At 76.6% G+C, this 20,663-nt stretch carries 19 protein-coding genes; 12 read left to right on the top strand and 7 right to left on the bottom strand.

From position 1 onward, the window contains the following. Nucleotides 1–122: 122 nt before the first annotated feature. Both IE330_RS27530 and IE330_RS27525 read right to left on the bottom strand, forming a co-directional pair. Nucleotides 123–593, bottom strand: coding sequence for an indole-3-glycerol phosphate synthase (locus IE330_RS27530; RefSeq protein WP_190138836.1), 471 nt, complete (start codon nucleotides 591–593; stop codon nucleotides 123–125). Nucleotides 594–726: 133 nt separating this feature from the next. After that, nucleotides 727–1,581, bottom strand: coding sequence for a pyrimidine reductase family protein (locus IE330_RS27525; RefSeq protein ID WP_190138835.1), 855 nt, complete (start codon nucleotides 1,579–1,581; stop codon nucleotides 727–729). Between the two features lie 47 nt (nucleotides 1,582–1,628). Between IE330_RS27525 and zapE the strand changes: the two genes are divergently transcribed. Beyond that, nucleotides 1,629–2,723, top strand: coding sequence for a cell division protein ZapE (zapE, locus tag IE330_RS27520; RefSeq protein WP_190138834.1), 1,095 nt, complete (start codon nucleotides 1,629–1,631; stop codon nucleotides 2,721–2,723). Between the two features lie 58 nt (nucleotides 2,724–2,781). Beyond that, on the top strand, nucleotides 2,782–4,224 hold the full coding sequence (locus IE330_RS27515; RefSeq protein WP_190138833.1) for an alkaline phosphatase PhoX: 1,443 nt from the start codon (nucleotides 2,782–2,784) through the stop codon (nucleotides 4,222–4,224). A 57-nt stretch (nucleotides 4,225–4,281) separates the two neighbouring features. On the opposite strand, the gene IE330_RS27510 is transcribed toward IE330_RS27515, so the two are convergent. Beyond that, a complete protein-coding gene (locus IE330_RS27510; RefSeq protein WP_190138832.1) occupies nucleotides 4,282–5,430 on the bottom strand; it encodes a methyltransferase in 1,149 nt (382 codons plus the stop codon). Between the two features lie 282 nt (nucleotides 5,431–5,712). Here IE330_RS27510 and IE330_RS27505 point away from each other — a divergent pair, with 282 nt between their 5' ends. Continuing rightward, complete coding sequence (locus tag IE330_RS27505; protein WP_190138831.1) at nucleotides 5,713–6,549, top strand: polysaccharide deacetylase family protein; 837 nt, start codon at nucleotides 5,713–5,715, stop codon at nucleotides 6,547–6,549. Between the two features lie 10 nt (nucleotides 6,550–6,559). Then, nucleotides 6,560–6,769, top strand: a complete 210-nt coding sequence (locus IE330_RS27500; RefSeq protein ID WP_190138845.1) for a hypothetical protein — start codon at nucleotides 6,560–6,562, stop codon at nucleotides 6,767–6,769. Between the two features lie 64 nt (nucleotides 6,770–6,833). Here the strand turns inward: IE330_RS27500 and IE330_RS27495 are convergent, their stop codons facing one another. Together IE330_RS27495 and IE330_RS27490 are read right to left on the bottom strand one after the other, a co-directional pair. Continuing rightward, on the bottom strand, nucleotides 6,834–7,502 hold the full coding sequence (locus IE330_RS27495) for an ABC transporter (RefSeq protein ID WP_190138843.1): 669 nt from the start codon (nucleotides 7,500–7,502) through the stop codon (nucleotides 6,834–6,836). After that, nucleotides 7,502–8,413, bottom strand: coding sequence for an ABC transporter ATP-binding protein (locus IE330_RS27490; protein ID WP_190138830.1), 912 nt, complete (start codon nucleotides 8,411–8,413; stop codon nucleotides 7,502–7,504). Before IE330_RS27490 ends, IE330_RS27495 begins: the two co-directional genes overlap by 1 nt. Nucleotides 8,414–8,519: 106 nt before the next feature. Here IE330_RS27490 and IE330_RS27485 point away from each other — a divergent pair, with 106 nt between their 5' ends. The 7 genes from IE330_RS27485 to IE330_RS27455 all read left to right on the top strand — a co-directional run bounded on the left by IE330_RS27485 (nucleotide 8,520) and on the right by IE330_RS27455 (nucleotide 17,212). Further along, the gene (locus IE330_RS27485; RefSeq protein WP_229925970.1) at nucleotides 8,520–9,209 is read left to right on the top strand and encodes an aminoacyl-tRNA hydrolase; all 690 of its coding nucleotides are present in this window, start codon (nucleotides 8,520–8,522) and stop codon (nucleotides 9,207–9,209) included. 461 nt (nucleotides 9,210–9,670) lie between these two features. Continuing rightward, nucleotides 9,671–10,444 carry a DUF4142 domain-containing protein gene (locus IE330_RS27480; protein WP_190138828.1) on the top strand — a complete coding sequence of 258 codons (774 nt, stop codon included), beginning with the start codon at nucleotides 9,671–9,673 and terminating at the stop codon, nucleotides 10,442–10,444. A 113-nt stretch (nucleotides 10,445–10,557) separates the two neighbouring features. Beyond that, on the top strand, nucleotides 10,558–12,156 hold the full coding sequence (locus IE330_RS27475) for an MbnB/TglH/ChrH family RiPP precursor modification enzyme (RefSeq protein WP_190138827.1): 1,599 nt from the start codon (nucleotides 10,558–10,560) through the stop codon (nucleotides 12,154–12,156). A 90-nt stretch (nucleotides 12,157–12,246) separates the two neighbouring features. Continuing rightward, nucleotides 12,247–13,335: a TIGR04222 domain-containing membrane protein gene (locus IE330_RS27470; protein ID WP_190138826.1), complete on the top strand. Its 1,089-nt coding sequence runs from the start codon at nucleotides 12,247–12,249 to the stop codon at nucleotides 13,333–13,335. A 386-nt stretch (nucleotides 13,336–13,721) separates the two neighbouring features. After that, nucleotides 13,722–14,471 carry a DUF4142 domain-containing protein gene (locus tag IE330_RS27465; RefSeq protein ID WP_190138842.1) on the top strand — a complete coding sequence of 250 codons (750 nt, stop codon included), beginning with the start codon at nucleotides 13,722–13,724 and terminating at the stop codon, nucleotides 14,469–14,471. A gap of 68 nt (nucleotides 14,472–14,539) precedes the next feature. Next, on the top strand, nucleotides 14,540–15,331 hold the full coding sequence (locus IE330_RS27460) for a TIGR04222 domain-containing membrane protein (RefSeq protein ID WP_190138825.1): 792 nt from the start codon (nucleotides 14,540–14,542) through the stop codon (nucleotides 15,329–15,331). Nucleotides 15,332–15,589: 258 nt separating this feature from the next. Then, nucleotides 15,590–17,212 carry an alpha/beta hydrolase gene (locus tag IE330_RS27455; protein WP_190138824.1) on the top strand — a complete coding sequence of 541 codons (1,623 nt, stop codon included), beginning with the start codon at nucleotides 15,590–15,592 and terminating at the stop codon, nucleotides 17,210–17,212. A 111-nt stretch (nucleotides 17,213–17,323) separates the two neighbouring features. On the opposite strand, the gene hemQ is transcribed toward IE330_RS27455, so the two are convergent. Together hemQ and hemG are read right to left on the bottom strand one after the other, a co-directional pair. Beyond that, nucleotides 17,324–18,043, bottom strand: coding sequence for a hydrogen peroxide-dependent heme synthase (gene hemQ, locus IE330_RS27450; RefSeq protein WP_190138823.1), 720 nt, complete (start codon nucleotides 18,041–18,043; stop codon nucleotides 17,324–17,326). Nucleotides 18,044–18,047: 4 nt separating this feature from the next. Beyond that, complete coding sequence (gene hemG, locus IE330_RS27445) at nucleotides 18,048–19,523, bottom strand: protoporphyrinogen oxidase (RefSeq protein WP_190138822.1); 1,476 nt, start codon at nucleotides 19,521–19,523, stop codon at nucleotides 18,048–18,050. A 157-nt stretch (nucleotides 19,524–19,680) separates the two neighbouring features. Between hemG and IE330_RS27440 the strand changes: the two genes are divergently transcribed. After that, nucleotides 19,681–20,663 (top strand): DUF4349 domain-containing protein (locus tag IE330_RS27440; protein WP_190138821.1); only part of this gene is annotated, 983 nt, incomplete at its 3' end.

Here is a 20,663-nt window from a genome sequence, read left to right as displayed (position 1 = left end):
GGGCCGTCGCCGTACGGGCCGCCGCCCCCCGCGCGCCGGAGCCCACCGCGGCGCGGGGCCGGGAGACCGGGAGCCGGGGAGCCAGGGGCCACGCGCCGGGCCCGACGGCCGGGGCCCGGGGGCTACTCGCTGTGGGAGAACAGCTTGAGCACCGGCACGCCCACCTTGTGCCGCGCCCGGGAGGCCCAGTCCCGGTGGAAGAACTCCTCCACGTAGTGCGGGTCGGTGAGCACGATGACCTCGTCCGCGCCCGCGGCGTCCACCAGGTCCCGCAGCGCGTCCAGCGGATGGTCGGAGACGAGCTTGCCCTCCGCCGCGCTGCCCGCGGCCCGCAGGGCGGCGAGCGACACCTGGAGCGCCCGCTCGCCGAAGCCGACGGCCTCCTCGCCCTCGGGCACCTCGCCCTCGCGCACCGCCTCGTCGAGCTCGCCGAGGGCCACGTCGTCGATCGCCCGCAGCAGCCGGTCGGCCTGGTCCCCGCGCGGCTGCAGGAGCACGTGGAAGGTGACCGGCTCGTCGCCGTGCAAGGTGGTGACGAACTCCACGTCGGCGGACGTCAGGGCCTTCTCGATCATCAATACGCTGTTGAACACGACAGGCGCCCTTCTCCTCCGTGGGCCGTGGACAAGGCCCCTGCGGAAACCATCCTGCCCCGCGCCGGCGCGGGGACTGCGCACTTTAGTGTGCCCCGCCGGAGACAAACGGAACGGCAGATTCCGGTGATTCCTATGACCGACGGTATCGGGTGAACAGGAACCCGCCCTCCTCCAGCACGGACGTCAGTGCGAATCGTTCCGGCACATGTACCCCGGGCCCGTCGGAGATACGCTGCGCCCCGCCCGCGGTGAGCATCGGGGACACCGTCAGGCACAGCTCGTCCAGCACGCCGGCCGCCACGAACTGCCCGAGCAGCCGCGGCCCGCCCTCGGTGAGCAGCCGCGTGAGCCCGCGCCCGCGCAGCTCCCGCAGGACGCGCGCGGGCTCCGCCCCGGCGCCCTCCCCGGCGATCACCACCTCGGCGCCCGCGGCGGGCGCGGCCGCCATCCGGTCCGCGGGCGCGCCGGCGCCGGTCACCAGGAGCGTGGGCGTCAGCGGCGCGGTGAACAGCGGCAGCGAGAAGTCCAGGTCGAGACCGGCGCTGAGCACGACGACGGCGGGCGCCGGCGGCTGGCCCGCGGCCGCCCGGCGCGCGGCGAAGGCCTCCCGTGCGCGGGCGGGGCGGTAGCCCTCCAGGCGCACCGTCTCGGCCCCGACCACGACGGCGTCGGCGAGGCCCCGCAACGTACCGAAGATCCGCATGTCGGTGGCGCAGGAGATGGGCTGGGAGCGGCCGTCGTGCTGGGCGGCGCCGTCCAGGGTGGAGACCATGTTGGCGCGCAGCCACACCCCGGGCACCCCGCCACCGCCGTCCGGCGCCCCGGCGGCGCCCCCGGCGCCTTCGGCGGCTCCGGGCTCCTTCGCGAGCTCCGGATAGGCGTACGCCTCCGCCAGCTCGTCCAGGGACCACTCGCGGTCCGTGAGCAGGTCGGCGGGGGCGGCGGAATCGGCTGTGTGGTCGGTCACAGGGAACAGACGTCGCATGCCCGGCAGTCTTCCACGGTGCTCGGACGGGCCTACAGTGGACAACCGTGTCAGCCACCACCGCTGCCTCCGGGCAGAGCCCCATAGCCGGAGAGGCCCCCGTCAGCCTCGCCGCCCGCGAGCCGCACGTGCCCGCGGACCGCCTCGTCGCCGAGATGGTGCCGCCGCCGCGCTTCGACTCCGTACGCTTCGACACGTACATCCCGGACCCCGGGCAGCCGAGCCAGACCGAGGCGGTACGGGTGCTCAGCTCGTTCGCGAGCGGACTGGGCGGGGCGCACGCCTCAGGGGCGGGAAAGCGCCGCTGGTTTTCACGAGCGAAGGCGACCGCCCCCTCCGGCCCGCGCGGCGTCTACCTGGACGGTGGCTACGGCGTCGGCAAGACCCACCTGCTCGCCTCCCTGTGGCACGCCACCCCGGCCGAGCCCGCGCTGAAGGCGTTCGGCACGTTCGTGGAGCTGACGAACCTGGTCGGCGCCCTCGGCTTCCAGGAGACGGTGCGGACCCTCAGCGGGCACCGGCTGCTGTGCATCGACGAGTTCGAGCTGGACGACCCGGGCGACACGGTCCTGGTGTCCACGCTGCTCGGCAAGCTGGTGGACGCGGGCGTCGCGCTCGCCGCGACCTCCAACACGCTGCCCGGCAAGCTCGGCGAGGGCCGGTTCGCCGCCGCCGACTTCCTGCGCGAGATCCAGGGCCTGTCCGCGCACTTCAAGACGTTGCGCATCGACGGCGAGGACTACCGCCACCGCGGCCTGCCCGAGGCCCCGGCGCCGTACGGCGACGAGCAGGTCACCCGGGCCGCGTACGCGACCGGCGGCGCGAGCCTCGACGACTTCCCGCAGCTCCTCGCCCACCTGGCGCGGGTCCACCCGAGCCGGTACGGGGCGCTCACCGACGGCGTCTCGGCGGTCTGCCTCACCGGTGTCACGCCGGTGCCCGACCAGTCGACGGCGCTGCGCCTGGTGGTGCTGGCCGACCGCCTGTACGACCGCGAGGTGCCGGTGCTCGCCTCCGGTGTCCCCTTCGACGAGCTGTTCGGCGAGGAGATGCTGAACGGCGGCTACCGGAAGAAGTACTTCCGGGCGATTTCCCGGCTCACGGCGCTGGCCAGGGACGCCAAGGGGCTCGTTAACCCGTAGTTCGCGTGGTACACACGTGCGGGTCACGTTCCTGTCCGCCAGCAGGAGGTCGCCCCCCATGTCCGACGCGTCCCCGTCCACGTCGCCGTCCGCGCCCCCGGCCGTCCCCCCGTCGTCCCCGTCGAGACGTCAGGTCCTCGCCCGCACGGGGGCGGTGGGGGCGTCGATCGCCTTCACCGGCGCCCTGTCGGAGCTGTTCGCGGGCACGGCGGCCGCGGCCCCGCAGGGCAGGGCGGGCTACGGCCCGCTGGTGCCCGACCCCGCCGGGCTGCTCGACCTGCCCAAGGGCTTCCGCTACCGGGTCCTCTCCCGCGAGGGCGAGCCGCTGCGCTCCGGCGAGGGGAAGGTGCCGGGCAACCACGACGGCATGGCCGCCTTCCGGGGCCGGCGCGGCGGCGTCCACCTCGTGCGCAACCACGAGAACCGCGCCACCGCGAAGCTCGGCGTGCCGACCGTCGAGGGCCTGACGTACGACCCGGCCGCCAAGGGCGGCTGCACGGCGCTCGCGCTCGACCGCGACGGCGGCGTGCTCGGCGAGCGCGTGGCCGTCGCGGGCACCGCCGTCAACTGCGCGGGCGGCCCCACCCCCTGGGGCACCTGGCTGACCTGCGAGGAGACCGAGGACAAGGCCGGGACGAACGGCTACACCAAGGACCACGGCTTCGTCTTCGAGGTCGACCCCGTCGACCCGCGCCGCACCGGGGCCGTGCCGCTCACCGCGCTGGGCCGCTTCCAGCACGAGGCGGTCGCCGTCGACCCGTGGCGCGGCGTGGTGTACGAGACGGAGGACGCCTTCCAGAAGCCCTTCGGCCTGTTCTACCGCTTCCTGCCCGACCGGCCCGAGGGCGGCCGGGGCTCGCTGCGCGCGGGCGGGCGGCTCCAGGCCATGCGGGTGCCCGGCGTCCCCGACCTGTCCGCGGTCCAGGAGACCGGCGCGACCTTCCACGGCGTCGAGTGGGCCGACGTACCCGACCCGCTGGCGGTCCGCACACCCATCCGCCACCAGGACTTCGGCCCCAAGGGCATCACCCACGCGCAGAAGCTCGAAGGGTGCTACTGGGGCGGGCGCTGCGTGTACTTCGTGTCCAGCTACGCGCGCAGCGCGGAGGGCTCGGCGGGCGACCACTACGGCCAGGTGTGGCGCTACGACCCCGCGCGGCGCCGCCTCACCCTCGTGATCGTCTTCGGCCCCGGCACCGACGTCCGGCTCCCCGGCGAGTCCCCCGACAACATCTGCCTGGGGCCGGGCGGCCTGATGGTGTGCGAGGACGGCGGCGGGACGCAGCACGTGTACGGCGTCACACGCCGCGGCGAGGTGTACCCGATGGCCCGCAACGCGCAGGCGCTCACAACAGCCGCTGCCGCGGCGGGCGGCACCCCCCAGGAGCCCGAGTACGGCGAGTTCGCGGGCGTCACCTTCTCCCCCGACCACGAGACGATGTACGTCAACTGCTACACCCCCGGGACGACGTTCGCCGTCACCGGCCCCTGGCGCCGGTAGCGCCGGTTCCGTACTCCGCCGCGCCGGGCCGGGTGCCGGGCGCGGCGGAACCGGCGGCTACGCCAGGGGCGCGAGCCGCCACAGCGAGGTGACCTCGGCGGCGCGGGCCGCGTGCAGCGGGTCGCCGGGGTCGAAGGCGCGCGGGTGGCGGGGTTTCGCGTCGTGCCGGTCGACCACGCCCAGGCCCGCGGCGGCGAAGGCGGCGAGGAGGTCGTCCCGGGTCCGCAGCCCCAGGTGCTCGGCCAGGTCGGAGATGATCAGCCAGCCCTCGCCCGCGGGCTCCAGGTGGTCCGCGAGCCCCGTGAGGAACGCCTTCAGCATGGCGCTGTCCGGGTCGTACACGCCCTGCTCCACCGCGGAGGTGGGCCGGGCCGGGAGCCAGGGCGGGTTGCACACGACGAGCGCGGCGCGCCCCTCGGGGTACAGCGCGCCGCCCTCCTCGACCCGGACGCGGCCGGTGAGGCCGAGGCGCTCCACGTTGTCCCGGGCGCAGGCCAGGGCGCGGGGGCTGCTGTCGGTGGCGAGGACGCGCCCGACGCCGCGCCGGGCGAGGACCGCGGCGAGCACGCCGGTACCGGTGCCGAGGTCGAAGGCCGTGCCCTCGGGGCGGGCCGCGGCCGCGGGCAGCGGGGCGGTGGCCACCAGGTCCACGTACTCGCCCCTGACCGGCGAGAACACGCCGTAGTGCGGGTGGATGCGGGCCCCGAGGGCCGGTATCTCCACGCCCTTCTTGCGCCACTCGTGGGCGCCGATCACACCGAGCAGCTCGCGCAGCGACACGGCCGTGCGCCGCTCGGGCGGGCCGTACGCCTCGACGCAGGCCTGCCGGACGTCCGGGGCGCGGCGCAGGGCGAGGCTGTGGTCCTCCTCCAGGACGACGAGGAGCATGCCGAGCACGCGGGCCCGGTGGCCGCGGGCCTGCCGGTGCCGGTGGAAGGTCTCGGCCGGGGTGGCGCCGGGCTTCGGGGTCAGCCGGTCCAGGCGCCGCCCCAGCGCCTTCAGGAGCTGGCGCGCGCCCTGGTAGTCGCCGCGCCAGAGCAGCGCGGTGCCCTCGCAGGCCAGGCGGTAGGCGGCGTCGGCCTTCATGCGGTCGTCGGCGACGGTGACGCGGCGGGGGGCGGGGGCGCCGCTCTCGGAGTGCCAGTGGGCGCCGGAGGGGGCGCCGGGCTCCTGCCCTGCGGGCTCGGTCCAGCGGATGTCGGGCATGGGGCGGTGGGTCAGCTTCCTTCGGTACGGGGCGCCGGGCGCGCGCCTGAACGATACTCGCCGCCGCGGCGGCGGGCCCGCCGCCCGAGGCCGCCGCCGGGCTCCGCGGGGGCCAGCACCGCCCCGCAAGCCCGCCGCAAGCCCTCGGCAAGGCCCCGTGCGGCCCCCGAGGCCGCACAGGCTCCCGCGTGGTCCCCGCAAGGCTCCCGCGTGGTCCCCGCAAGGGAGTAACCGCCCGCACCGCTTACATGATTTACCGCATATCCGTCTATACCTCCCCCCGTGATCTCTCGTATCCAGAGGTGGACGGCCCTCGGCCTCACGACCCTCGCGCTCACCGCCTGCTCCGGCGGCCCCGCCCCCGCCCCCAAGGCGTCCGGCAAGCCCGACCGGCAGTCCGCCGTGCCCACGCTCGCCCCGGGTCCGCAGGGCCTGACCCCGGTGTTCGCGAGCGGGCCCGGCATCCCCGGGCGCCCCACCGTCGCGCTCACCTTCGACGCCGACATGACCGCCGACCAGGGTCCCCGCGCCGCTGCGGGGGAGCGCTTCGACAACCCGGCCCTCGTGGACACCCTGCGCGAGCTGAAGGTCCCGGCGACGTTCTTCATGACGGGCCGCTGGGCCGAGGAGTACCCGGACCAGGCCCGGGCGATCGGCCGCGACAAGCTCTTCGAGGTGGCCAACCACTCCTACAGCCACTACGCCTTCACGGCCGACTGCTACGGCCTGCCCCACCTGCCCGCGGACCGCGTGCGCGCCGACGTGGACCGCGCGTTCGCCGCCTTCCGCCGGGCGGGCGTCCCGCGCCCGGTCCCGTACTTCCGCTTCCCCGGCGGCTGCTACGACCAGGCGGCGCTGCGCGCCCTGGCGCCCAGCGGCGTCACGGCGGTGCAGTGGGACGTGGTCAGCGGCGACGCCTTCGCCACGGACCCGGACGCGGTGGCGCGGCAGGTCCTGGAGGGCGTGGGCCCCGGGTCGGTGGTGGTCATGCACTGCACGCGCAGCGCGGCCCCGACGACGGAGCGCGCGGTCCGGGCGATCGTGCCGGAGCTGCGCAAGCGCGGCTTCCACTTCGTCAAGGTCTCGGACCAGATCGGGGCCGCGCGCGCCCGGAGCTAGGCTGGTGGACATGGCGGACGACGACGGTACGTACTGCGCCCCCGGCCCCGCGCCCGAGCGCGAGGCGGTCACCGGCGGCCCCGGGACCACGGACGAGGGCCCCTTCGCGGCGTGCGTGCTGTGCCAGGAGCCCACGGAGTACCCGGAGGCGCACAAGGGCGTCACGCTGTGCCCGGTCTGCGCGTGGCAGGAGGCCCAGCGGACGGCCTGCTCGGGCTGAGGCAGGGCGGGCGACCAGGGCGCGTGCCCTGACGGCTCACGCCCGGCGCGCATGCCCCTGCGGCTCACGCCCGGCGCGCGCTCACCCAGCAGGCTGCGGCGACCGCCGCCACGGCCACGGCGAGGGCCGCGGCCGGCGCACCGACCGGCAGCGGCACCACCCCGTCGCGCGAGCCGCGCGTCAGGTCGGTGAGGGCGGCCTTGGCCGGAGAACCGGTGGTCACGAGCGCGAGGAGCGCGGCGAGCAGCAGCGCGGGCACGGCGTGCGCCGTCGACCGCAGCACGGGCCGGCTGGTGAGCGCGCCGACGGCCGTGCCCACGAGGGCGCTGACCAGCATCGCGAGCAGCCCCGCCACGGCGGCGGGCCCGCGCGCCACCGCGGTCTGGTGGTCGGTGCTCGCGGCGTCGCTGATGACGGCGACGGCCACGGTGGCCGCCGCGCCGAGGGCGCCCGCGGCGAGGAAGGCGGTGAGCAGGCCGGCGAGGTGCGCGCGGCGCGGGCCGGCCGCGGCCGCCGTGCACCCGCGGGCCCCGGCGGGCTCGACGGTGACGCAGATCCGCACCAGCCACGCGGTGACGGGCAGCAGGGCCGCCGCCGCGTACGCGAGCGAGTCGAGGACGGGCTGCCCGCCCTGCACGCCGACGGCGAGGAACACCGCGTACAGGATGACGGGCGCGAGCCAGCGCTGGGAGCGCAGCAGCAGGGCCGTCCGGTAGCGCACCAGGGCGGCCATCATCGGTCCCCCGCCTCTCCGGGGCGTACGGACATAACGTGCCAGGGCGGGCTGGCCGTCAGGAGCTCCCGCAGGACCAGGTCGGAGTGCAGGTCCGCGACGACCAGGCGGTGGGTGTCCGGCTCGGGGCCCGGTCCGGCCGTCCCGGGCAGGCCCGGGGGCAGCTCCGCGCCGTGCGGGCCGCGCACCTCGACGACCACGGTCCGGCCCGTGGCCCGCGGGGCCGCGTCCGCCTCCCCCGTGCGGCGGGTCACGCGCGTCCCGGAGATCGCGTACGTCACGTCGGCGTACCCGGCGAGCCGGTGCGGGTCGTGGTCGACGAAGGCGACGGCCGACCCCGCGGCCACGCGCTCGGCGACGGCGCGGTCGAGGATGTCCCGGGCGGCGGCGTCCAGACCCGTCCAGGCCTCGTCGAGGACGAGCAGTTCGGGGTCGGCGAGCAGCGCCTGGGCCACGGCCACCTTCTGGCTGGTGCCCTTGGACAGGTCCGGCAGCGGCGTGTGCGCGTGTCCCGCCGCGCCGAGGCGCTCCAGCCACGCGTGCGCGCGCCGGGCCGCGGCCGCGCCGGTGAGGCCGTGCACGCGGCCCATGTGCGTGAGGTAGCCGACGGCGGTGAACGGCAGGGACGGCGGGAAGCGCTCGGGGACGTACGCCGTGCGCGGGCGGCCGGTGACACGGCCCTCGGAGGGGGCGTCGATCCGGGCGAGGAGCCGCAGGAGCGTCGACTTGCCGGTGCCGTTGGCGCCCTCGACGCGGGTCAGGGTGGCGGCGCGCACCCCCAGGGTGACCTCGCGCAGCACCCAGGGGCGGCGGAGTCCGTACCGGCGTCCGGCGCCGTCGAGCCGTATCGCCAGGTCGCCGTCCGCGGGCCCTGTCCGTCCCGTCCGTCCTGCCCGTCCTGTCCGTGCCATGCGCCGTATCCTCGCGCACGCCCCGGGAAGACGATCAACGCCCTGGCAGAATGGGCGGGTGAGCGCTTACGAACCCCAGGCCGACAGCCCCTTCCGGACCGAGCGGATGCCGCGTGACGAGGCCCCGCAGTTCGTGCTGCCGCTGGTGGTCCGGATCGAGCGTGCCGCTCCCCCGGCCCGTACGGACGCCCTGGAGACGGCGGCCCGGGCGGTCCTGACGCTCCTCGGCAACGAGCGCTCCCAGGGCGAGGGTGCCTGGGCGGAGGCGGTGCGGGACTGGCAGGACGCCCGCATCCGCAAGGTGGTGCGCCGGGCGCGCGGCGCCGAGTGGCGCCGGGCGGAGGGGCTCGACGGCATCACCGTCACGGGCACGTCGGCCGAGGTCCGCGTCTACCCGCCGGTGCCGCTGGACGGCTGGCCCAAGGACCTGGCCCGCCTCCAGGTGTCGGGCACGGAGCTGGAGGACCCGGAGCCGCCGCTCGACCCGGACCCCGACGCGCCGGTCCTGTGGCTCAATCCCGGGGTGACGATGTCGGCGGGCAAGTCCATGGCCCAGGCCGGGCACGGCGCCCAGCTCGCCTGGTGGGAGCTGGCGGCGCCGGACCGGGCGGCGTGGCGGGAGGCCGGGTACCCCCTGTCGGTACGGACCGCGACCCCCGCGCGGTGGCGCGACCTGGTCGCGAGCGGCCTGCCGGTGGTGCGGGACGCGGGCTTCACGGAGATCGCCCCGGGGGAGACGGTGGTGGCCGAGGGAGGCCGCCGCTTCTGCCCACTGCCGGGCGGCCGGAGGCCGTGACGCGGGGGCGGAGGCCCTGAGGCACGGTCCCCGAGGCCCGTTTCGGGGGCGCGACCCGCTCCGGGCGGGCCGCCGTACAGCCCCCCGCTCCGGGCGGGCCGCCGTACAGCCCCCTGCCGTACGGGGGCCCGCGGCTCGCCTCGCTGATGACGGACAGGGCCGTGCACCGGGAGTGCCCGACGGCATCCGGGGCCGCCGCCACACAGGGTGTGACACGGACTCGGGCGCCAGGCGGCGGCACGGCTCGCTTCCCCGCGCCCACGGACGACGACAGGCTCCGGCGCCCCGCGCGGCGCGGACGAGCCCGGTGACCGCCCCGGCGCACCCCTCCCCCGGCGTGACTCCCGTCACAGACGTGTCCGGTCCTGAACGGCTCCCCCGTCCCTGTCGTACCTTCCCGTACCACCAAGTGGCTTGGTCAGCGGTTCTGTTGCGGCCCGGGAGGGACTTTGCGGCGCACCATGCCCGTCAGGCACATCAACGGCACGGCTCTGATCATCGCGGCGCTCGTCGTCACCGTCGGCGCCCTCGCCTTCCCCGTGTGGTCGTACGCCGACCGCTCCGGGACCGGCGAGGCGAACCTCGCCGCCGGGAGCGTCGCGACGCGCTGGGGGCCCCTGTCGGCCACCGACCGGGACTTCCTCGTGAAGGTGCGGCTCGCGGGGCTGTGGGAGATACCGGCGGGGCAGCAGGCCGTGGAGCGCGCCCCCACCAAGGCCGTCAAGGACGCCGGTGACCACCTCGTCGTCGGCCACACCGACCTCGACCAGCGCGTACGGGGCGTCGCCGCGCAGCTCGGCGTCGAGCTGCCCAACCAGCCCACCGAGCAGCAGAGCGGCTGGCTGCGGGAGCTGACGGAGGCCCGCGGCGAGACGTACCAGCGCAAGTTCGCGAACCTGCTGCGCGTCGCGCACGGCAAGGTGTTCGGCCTGGTCGCGCAGGTCCGCGACAGCACTCGCAACAGCCTGGTGCGACAGCTCGCCTCGGACGCCAACCAGACCGTCCTCGACCACATCACCATGCTCGAAGGCACCGGGTACGTCGACTTCGACGCGATCGCCAACGGCAACGCCGCGACCTCCACGGCCAGCCCGACCGGGCCGCCCCCGCCCGGCGGCGACCGGCCGCCGGAGCCCTCGCCCGCCGGCCCCACCGGTGACGTCTCCGGCACCTCGCGGCCCTCCCCCGGGCCGCCCGGCACGGTCGACACCGGCCGCCCCGAACCTCAAATGTAGCTCTGAACCCGCTGATCAGAAGGTTCGGGCGGCTTCCCGGTGGCGATGACTCGGGCGTCGAAGGAGGATGCGAGGGCGCGTCACGAGGGAACGACGACACGGGGGGAAGAGCCATGGTGCGGTTGGGTACGGGGATCGGCTGGCGGCCGGAGATCGCGGACGCCGTGGAGCGCATGACCGGCATCGACTGGGTCGAGGTCGTGGCCGAGAACGTCTGTCCGGGGCACCTGCCCGACTCCCTGGCGCGGCTGCGCGAGCGCGGCGTCACGGTCGTGCCGCACGGTGTCTCCCTGGGTCTCGGCGGCGCCGACCGGCCCGACGAGGCCCGGCTCGCCGCCCTCGCGGAGCGCGCCACGGCCCTGGGCGCGCCGCTCGTCACCGAGCACATCGCCTTCGTCCGGGCGGGCGGCCCGCTGACGGCCTCGCAGCGCCTGGAGGCCGGGCACCTGCTGCCGGTGCCGCGCACCCGCGACGCGCTCGCCGTGCTGTGCGAGAACGTCCGCGCCGCGCAGGACGCCCTGCCGGTGCCGCTCGCCGTCGAGAACATCGCCGCCCTGTTCTCCTGGCCCGGCGAGGAGATGACGGAGGGCCAGTTCCTGTACGAGCTGGTGGAGCGGACCGGCGTACGGCTGCTCATCGATGTGGCGAACCTGCACACCAACCACGTCAACCGCGGCGAGGACCCCGTCAAGGCCCTGGACGGGCTGCCCGTGGAGGCCCTCGCGTACGTGCACGTGGCGGGCGGCTTCGAGCGGGACGGCGTCTGGCACGACAGCCACGCGCACCCGGTGCCGCCGGCCGTCCTCGACGTCCTCGCCGAACTCGCGTCCCGTACGGCCCCGCCGGGGGTGCTCCTGGAGCGGGACGAGAACTTCCCCGAGCCCGCGGAGCTGGAGCGGGAGCTGGAGCAGATCCGCACCACGGTCCGGAGGGCCGTCGCCGGGGCTTCGGCCGGGGCGTCCTTGCCGGCCGGGGCCGCGGCCGAGGTGCGGGGGCCCGCCGGGGCCGTGGCCGGGCTTTCCGTGCGTGCCGAGGCCTTGGCTGGGGTTTCCGTGTCCGCGGAGGCCGTTGCAGGGGTTTCCGTGTCCGCGGAGGCCGTTGCTGGGGTTTCCGTGCCCGCCGAGGTGCGTGTGCCCGCCGGGGCCGCCGCCGAGGTGCTCGCCCCCGCCGGGACCGGCGCCGCCGCCGAGGCCGCCGCGGCGGTGCCCGCCACCGCCGTGCTCGCCGGGGTCCCGGCCCAGGGGCGCGGCCCCGCCGGGGCCGCCGACGAGGTGCTCGCTCAGGCCGCCGTCCGGGAGCGCGTGGCCCTCGCGCAGACGTCCCTGCTGTCGGCGCTCGTCGCCGGGACGCCCGCGCCCGAGGGGTTCGACCGGGTGCGCCTCGCCGTGCAGGGCCGGGCCCTGGCCGCCAAGCGGGCGGACGTCGTGGCGAAGGTCGCCCCGGAGCTGCCCGACATCCTCGGGGCGGCGTACCGGAAGGACTTCCTCGCCTATGCCGCGCGCCGCCCGATGACGGACGGCTACCGCCGCGACGCGCTGGCCTTCGCGGAGCACCTGCTGCTCACGGGCCGCCCGGAGGACGCCGACGCGCGCGGCCGCCTCACCCGCTGGTGGCTCGACCGCTCGGGGCCCCGGCCCCTGGAGGGGCGGCCGGTCGCACGCTGGCTGCGGGCGGCGCGGTTCGCCCTGCGCCGGCGCCACGCGCACCGCTGAACGGAACGGCCGTGCCGCGCCCCCGGCCGGGGTTCCGCGCCGGGGCGCCGCGCGGCGCACGGGGGACACACAGCACACGGGGGATCAGCCATGCACCAGGTTTCGCACGCCCACGCCCACCGCGGTCGCCTCCTGGAGACCGCCATGCCCGACGCCGCCGCAGAGGCCCTGATGCTCTGCTACCTCGCGGCCGTCGCCATCTCGTGCCTCGCCGTCGTGGCCGGTGTCACCGCGACCAGGCGCCGCTTCCGGCCCGTCCGCAGGGACGCGTCCCGCGGCGCCCTGCGGGACATCTACGAGGTGGCCTTCCTGGCGGGCGGCCCCGGCCGGGTGGCCGACGCCGCGCTCGCCGCCCTGCACGAGGACGGCCACCTGACGGTGGCGCACCCCGGCCTCGTCGGCGTCACGCCCGGCGCCGCGGCCCGGCACCCGGTCGAGCGTGCGGTGCTCGCCGCGTACACCACCGCGCCGGACGGCGCCCTGCACCGGCTGCGCGCCACCGTGGCGCGCGCCCCGGTCGTGCAGGCGCTCGGGGACGCGCTCGCCGCGCGCGGCATGATGGTGCCGCCCGGCCCGCTGCGCGCCTGGCGGCGCCGCACCACCGCGTACCTGACGCTGTGCGTCGCGGGCGTGCCGCTCGGCCTGGTGCTCGCCTCGACGTCCTCGTTCGGGCGGTCGGGGTCGGCCTTCTCGGACCTCGACCTGGTCCTCGTGGTGCTGCTCGGCGGCGGGATCGGCGTGCTCTGCTCCCGCGTGGCCAGGGACCGGGCGACCGCGCGCGGCCGCTTCGCCCTGCACCTGTACCGCAGCCGTACCCTCCGGGAGGACCGGGGCGCCGCGCACGCGGTGGCCGTACGCGGCCTGCGGGGGGTCCAGGACACCGCGCTGCGCCAGGAGTTGGCGGCCGCACGGCGGCTGCGCGCCGGCCACCGCCCGGCCGTGTCCCACGGGTCCCGCGCGGAGCCGGACGACGGCGCCCCCTGGGACGGCGACCCCGTCACCTGGTGCGCGGGCACGTCCGGCTGCGGCGGCTGCGGCATCGCGAACCGGGACGGTGACTGCCGGACGAGCGGCTCCTGCGGCGGCGGCTCGGGGTGCAACGGCGGAGGCGGCTGCGGCTCGGGGTGCGGGGGCGGCGGGTGCGGCGGTGGAGGCGGAGGAGGAGGAGGCGGCGACTGACCGCCCACGCCCCGAGGGGCGGCCCCGGGCCGCCCCTCCCCCATCCCACGGGCGCGCACGACCGCCCCGAGTCCCCCATCCCGTACGGACGTTGACGTACTCCCCGCGGTATCGCACCGCCGCCCCACCGGAGCGCACTAGCGTGCGGTGGCGCTACAGGAGGCTTCATGCGATCCCGATCCCCCCGTGCCGACGGCCCCGGCCCCTTCGACGGCCCAGGGCCCTTCAGTGGCGGCGCACGCGCCAACGGCACCGGGCTGCCGGTCAGCGGCAGCGAAACCACCCACCGCGGCGGACTTTTCCGCGGCGGCGGACTCACCAACCGCGGCGGACGGTCCCGCGGCAGCGCCCTCGTCAACCGCGGCGGGCTCGGCGACGGCAGCGGAATCAGCGGAATCATCAGCGGCAGCGGGCTCGTCCTCGTCGCCCTCGTCGCGACGCTGGCCGCGCTGGTCTACCCCGTCTGGACGTACGAGGACCGCTCCGGCACCGGCCTCGACACACTCGCCGCGCAGACCGTCCCCACCGCGTACGGGCCGCTGTCGGCGCTCGACCGGGACTTCGTCACCAAGGTGCGGCTCGCGGGCCTGTGGGAGCTGCCCGCCGGGCAGCAGGCCGGGCAGCGCGGCACCAGCGGGGCCGTGCACACCGCGGGCGAGCACCTCGTGGAGGGGCACACCTTCCTCGACGCCCGCGTCCGCGAGGTCGCCGCCGCGCTGCGGCTCGAACTGCCCAGCCAGCCCACGGCCCAGCAGCGGCGCTGGCTGGACGAGCTGAGCGCGGCGCGTGGAACGGCGTACGACGAGAAGTTCGCGAACGTGCTGCGGCTCGCGCACGGCAAGGTCTTCGCCGTCGTCGCCGAGGTGCGCGCCACCACCCGCAACACGCTGGTGCGGGCGCTCGCCGACGACGCGAACACCACCGTCCTCGACCACATCAAGGTGCTGGAGGCCACCGGGCTCGTCGACTTCGACCGGCTCGCCCGCGACGCCGCCACCTCCGGCCCGCGCCCCGCGACCCGCTCCCCCGCACCCCCCGGCCCCGTGACCGGCCCACCCCCCAGCGCCGCCCCGGTGACCCCGACCCCGACCTTCACCCTGCCGCCCGCCGCGTCCCGGCCCAGGCCCGGCCCGTAGGCCCCCGGGCGTCCACATCCTGGAATCACGGTGGCGCGCCCCCGGGGCCTTCGCTTAGAAACACCGGCATGTTCTGGGTCCCGCTGCTGCTCCTCGCCTGCGCCGTCGCCGCCCTGTCCTGCGGGCGGCTGTGCCTGGCCGCCGTCCACGCCGCGGCCGCCGAGGCCAAGGGCCCGCGCCCGGCCCGCGGGCTCACGCTCTACGAGGCGGCGTTCCTGTCCGGCGGTCCCACCCGCGTGGCCGACGTGGCCCTGGTGTCGATGGCGCGGCGGCGCCGGCTGCTGCTCGCGCACACCGGCTGGGCCACGGTCGTCGACCCCGTCGGCGGGGACGAGGTGGAGCGGTCGGTGCTCGGCGCGATCGGGCCCGGCGGGCAGTCGCGGATACCTCCGGTGCGCCGGGCGACGGCCACCGCCGAGGCGGTACGGGCGCTCGCCGACCGGCTCGTCGCGGCGGGGCTCGCGGTGCCGGACGGCTCCTGGTCGGGCATCGCGGGCGCGGCCCGGCAGGTGCGGGCCGCCGCGGTGGCGGTGGCCGCGCTCGGCGTGGTCGCGACGCTGCTCCCCGGCGGGCAGCAGGGGCAGGGGCAGGGCGGGGACGTGCCGGTCGCGGTGTGGTTCGCGCTGCCGCTGTTCCTGACGCTGAGCTGCCTGGCGATCGCCCGCTTCGAGGTGCCGGTCTCGCGCTGGGCGTCGCCCGCGGGCCAGCGGCTGCTCGGCGCCCTGCCCTCGCGCGACGACCTCACGGCGGTGGCCGTGCGCGGCGTCCGCGCCCTGAGCGACCCGGCCCTGCGCGCCGCGCTCTCCCACCGGGACCCGAACCTCGACGGCTACCGCACCGCCCACGACCGGGACCGCTGACCGGCGGCGCACCGCGCCCCCGGGCGGCGGGGCCATCCGCCGACGGCAGCGGAGCCGTCGGCCGACCGCGGTCGCGCCACGGGGCAACGGAGTCATTGCGCCGACACCGGCCGACCGGTGCTTTACTTCGCGAGCCACCGCCCTGAATATCCCTTTCGTCATATAAGCCGCTTTCGCTGAGACGCGTCGCGCGGCGCCCTGGCCCGAGCCGCACGACCAGCCGCACGACCAGCCGCACGAAAGGGACACCCAGAAGCGATGAGAGCAGCCGCAGCCGCCTTGTACGGAACCGTAGGATCCCTGGTCCTGACCGCCCTCGTCGCCGCGCCCGCCGACAGCTCCCCGCGCCACGGCCACGACGAGCGCGGCACCGCCGTCGCCGCCCAGCGCGCCGCGGCAGCCGGCATCCGCTTCGGCGCCTGCCCGGCCGCTGAGGGCCTGCCGCCGTCCGTGCGCTGCGGCACGGTCACGGTCCCGCTCGACTACACCCGCCCCGACGGCAAGCAGATCGAGCTGACCGTCAGCCGCGCCGAGGCGAGCGGCCGCGCGGGCGGGAAGCGGGTGGCGCGGCAGGGGGCGCTCGTGTTCAACCCGGGTGGCCCGGGCGCGTCCGGGATGTACTTCCCGCTGGTGCGCTCGATGCCGGAGTTCCGGCGCGTCGCGGCGGCCTACGACCTCATCGGCTACGCCCCGCGCGGCGTCGGCCGCTCGGCGCCGCTGTCCTGCCAGGACCCGCGGGAGTTCACGAAGGCCCCCTCGCAGGCGCCGGTGCACCCGAACGCGGCGGAGAAGCGCGAGCGCGTCGAGCGGGCGCGGGCCTACGCGCGCGGCTGCGCCGAGCGGACCGGCCCCGCGCTGCGGCACTACACGAGCCTCAACAACGCCCGCGACCTGGACGTGCTGCGCGCCGCGCTCGGCGAGGAGAAGCTGACGTTCCTCGGCGCCTCGTACGGCACGTACTTCGGCGCGGTGTACGCGACGCTGTTCCCCTCGCACGTGCGCCGCATGGTGTTCGACTCGGCCGTCGACCCGGACCCGCACAAGATCTGGTACCGCAACAACCTGGCCCAGTCCGCCGCGTTCGAGCGCCGCTGGGCGGACTTCCGCACCTGGGTGGCCAAGCACCACGGCACGTACGGTCTCGGCACGACGCCGCAGGCCGTGCAGCAGTCGTACGACAAGGTGCGGGCGGCGGTGACCGTCGAGCCCGCGGGCGGCACGGTCGGCTCCCAGCAGTTGCACGCGGCCTTCCTCCAGGCCGGGTACTACGACGACTACTGGCCGATGCGGGCCACGGCGCTGTCGCGGTACCTCAAGGGCGACCCGAAGCCGCTGGTCGAGCAGGCCGGGCCGAAGCCGAGCGCCGCCGGGGAGGAGGAGAACGGCAACGCCGTGTACACGGCCGTGCAGTGCAACGACGCGGCCTGGCCCACCGACTTCGGGGTGTGGGACCGCGACAACACCCACCTCGCGCGCGTCGCGCCGTTCGAGACCTGGGACAACGCCTGGATGAACCTGCCGTGCGCCTACTGGCCCGCACCGCGGCAGCGCGCGGTGGACGTGTGGGCGCCCCCGGCCGCGCTGCCGCCGACGCTGATCCTGGCGGCCGAGCGGGACGCCGCGACGCCGTACGCGGGCGCGCGGGAGCTGCACAAGCGGCTGCACGGGTCGGTCCTGGTGACCGAGCGCGACGCGGGCACGCACGGCATCACGGGCGGCTCGAACGCCTGCGTCAACCGGCACGTGGACGCGTACCTCCTGGAGGGCCGCCTGCCCGACGGGCACGCGGAGTGCGCGCCGCACCGCGAGCCGCTGCCGCTGCGCGAGCTGCGCGCGCAGGAGCCCCGGGAGCGGGCCATGACCCTGCCCCGCGCGCTCTGACCCCGAGGAACCCGGCTCCTGGGACAACGCGGCGGGCGGGCGCGGCGACCGGTCACCCCGGTCACCGCACCCGCCCGCCGCGCGCGTACGTGCGTACGTACGGAGCCGCCGTTACGCCAGGCCCTCCACCAGCTCCGCCACGGACTTGCGGCGGCCGGTGAAGAACGGCACCTCCTCGCGGACGTGCATCCGGGCCTCGGAGGCGCGCAGGTGGCGCATGAGGTCGACGATGCGGTACAGCTCGTCGGCCTCGAAGGCGAGCAGCCACTCGTAGTCGCCGAGGGAGAAGGAGGCGACCGTGTTGGCGCGGACGTCGGGGTAGCCGCGGGCCATCTTGCCGTGGTCGGCGAGCATGCGGCGGCGGTCCTCGTCGGGCAGCAGGTACCACTCGTAGGAGCGCACGAAGGGGTAGACGCTCACATAGTCGCGGGGCGTCTCGTCGGCGAGGAACGCCGGGATGTGCGACTTGTTGAACTCGGCGGGCCGGTGCAGCGCCATGTTCGACCACACCGGTTCGAGGGCGCGGCCGAGCCTGGTGCGGCGGAAGAGGTTGTACGCCGTCTGGAGCTGGTCGCTCGTCTCGGCGTGCCACCAGATCATGACGTCGGCGTCGGCGCGCAGGCCCGAGACGTCGTAGGTGCCGCGGACGGTGACGTCCTGGGCGGCGAGCTTGTCGAACAGCTCCTGGACCTCGTCCGCGTACCCGGCGCGGTCCTCGGGCAGGACGTCGCGCAGCTTGAAGACGGACCACAGGGTGTAGCGGATGACCTCGTTGAGGTCCTTGGCCTTCTTGCCGGCGTGGGGGATCTTGGCGGGGGCGTCGTCACTCATGCGGCTATTGTCCCGCGCCCCCGTGGAGGCTCTGCACCGGGTGGGCGGTGAGCGCCTCCACCCCTGCGCCGTCCCCGCCGAGCTGGTCGACGGCCGCGTACGCGCTCGCGACGCAGGCGGGGATGCCGACGCCGTCGTACGCCGCCCCGCACACGGCGAGACCGGGCAGGCGGCCCACGTGCGCGCGGACACGGGCCACGCGCGCGTGGTGGCCGACGGGGTACTGGGGCAGGCCGTCGTGCCAGCGCATGACGCGGGTGGCGACGGGCTCCGCGGTGAGGCCGACGGCGTCCCGCAGGTCGGCGCGGGAGACGTCGATCAGCTCGCTGTCGTCCCGCTCCAGGTCCTTCTCCTCGCCGTGGCGCCCCACCGAGGTGCGCAGGACGAGCAGGTCGGGGTTCTCCTCGGCGATCCAGCCCCACTTCTGGGAGGCGAACGTGGACGCCTTGATGGTGCGGCCGTCGACGGGCGGCACGAGGAAGCCGCTGCCCTCGGGCAGGTCGGCGTCGGCGCGCCGGTAGGCGAGCGTCATCAGCGCCATGGAGGCGTACGCGACGGAGCGCAGCTCGGCGGCGGCGCCCGGGGCCACGTCGGCGAGCAGCCGGGCGGCGGCCGGGGCGGGCACGGCGAGGACCAGCGCGTCGGCCGTCAGGGTCCGGTCCTTGGCGCGCACCTGCCAGCCGGTCGCGGTGCGGCGCACCTCGTCCACGGGGTGGCCGAGGAGGATCTCGCCGCCGCGCGCGCGGACCGCGTCGGCGACGGCGAGCGGCAGCCGGCCCACGCCGCCCGCGATGCCCATGAACACCGGCCCGGTCTGCTGCCGCGCGGCCGCCTTCCGCTGGATGGCGCGGACGCCGTCGAGCAGCGAGGTGTGGCCGCGCGCGGCCTCGTAGAGCTGCGGCACGGCCATGCGCAGCGAGAGCTCGTACGCGTCCCCGGCGTAGACCCCGCCGAGCAGCGGCTCGACGAGGCGGTCGACGACCTCGCGGCCGACCCGCGCGGCCACGTACCGGCCCACGGCGACGTCCTCGCCGACCTCCGTGGGCGGCAGCTCCGCGTCCTGGGCGACGCGGCGCAGGCCGTCCTCGGACAGCACCCCGGCGAGCGCCGAGGGATAGCCGGGCACGCCCATGACGTGGCCCTTCGGCATGGGCCGCAGCGTGCCGCGGGTCCACAGCGAGGCACTCGCGGTGGCGGGTGCCTGGAGCGCGTCGGCGAGCCCGGCCTCCTGGGCGAGCGCGACCGCCTCGGGGCGGCGGGCCAGCATCGACTCGGCGCCGAGGTCGACGCGGACGCCCTCGATCTCGCCGGGGAGCAGCTTGCCGCCCACGCGGCCGGAGGCCTCCAGGACGGTCACCTCGGCGCCGGTGGCGAGGGCCCGGTGCGCGGCGGCGAGGCCGGCGATACCGCCGCCCACGACCACGACGTGAGCCCTGTGTCCGGTGTGTGTCCGACCCGTGCCGGTGTCCGCTGCGCGCATGCCTCCCACTGTCTCAGACGGCCCTCCACGCCCCGACGGGCCCCGGCCGTGACCGGACCGCGACCGCTTCGGTACCGTCCGGCGCCCCGCGCCACCGAACGTCCCGGCCGCCTCCGCCGTCGTAGGGGCACACGCACGACGACCTCGGGGGTGGACCATGCGCACGGACGGCAGGAGCGGCACGGACGGCACGGACGGCAGGGGCGCTGCGAGCGGCGCGCGGCGGGCGCGGGGTGTCCGCGCCCTGGCCGTGGCGCTGCTCGCGGGCGGCCTCCCGCTCGCGGGGTGCGCGGGAGGCGACGACGCGGGAGGCGGCGACGACGCGAAGGCGGCGGGCGCCGCGGCCGCGCCCGAGCGGAAGGGCGGGCCCGAGCGGGACGGCGGGGACGGCGGGGACGGTGCCGCCGGCGCCGGTGGCGACGAGGCGGCGCCCGGCGGCAAGAAGGCGGCGCCCGGCGGGAACCAGGAGGGGCGTGCCGCGCGGCGGCCCGGGGAGTTCCGGCCGACGGGCCCGCACGTGATCCGCACCGTGTCGCTGACCGTGCGGGTCAAGGACGTGCCCCGGGCCCTGGAGCGGGCCCGCGCGGCGGCCGAGGCGGCGGACGGCCTGGTCGGCGACGAGACCACGGACCGCGACGGGCGCGGCAGGGAGCGCTCGCGGCTGGTGCTGCGCGTCCCACAGGCGCGGTACGCGCAGGTCCTGTCCGACCTGGAGGGCGCGGGCAGGCTCGTGTCGCGCACCGCCAAGGCCGAGGACGTCACCGAGGAGGTCGTGGACGTCGAGAGCCGCATCCGGACGCAGCGGGCGAGCGTGGCGCGGGTGCGGGAGCTGATGGACAAGGCCTCGAAGATCAGCGACATCGTGTCCCTGGAGGGTGAGCTGAGCACCCGTCAGGCGGACCTGGAGGCGCTCCTTGCCCGGCAGGCCTCGCTCAAGGACCGCACGGCCCTCGCCACGATCACACTGACCCTCACCGAGTCCCCGGCGGCGAAGCCCGGCGACGGGGACGACGACGACCCGACGGTCGTCGCCGCCCTCGCGGGCGGCTGGGGCGCGTTCGTGACGATGCTGCGCTGGGTGGCGGTGGCCGTGGGCGCGGCGCTGCCCTTCCTGGCCGGCGCGGCGCTGCTGGGGGCGGC

The organism is Streptomyces longispororuber, assembly GCF_014656095.1.
GTDB lineage: Bacteria > Actinomycetota > Actinomycetes > Streptomycetales > Streptomycetaceae > Streptomyces > Streptomyces longispororuber.
The sequence above is the reverse complement of the archived record's forward strand: the minus strand, read 5'-3'. Positions and strand labels throughout refer to the sequence as shown.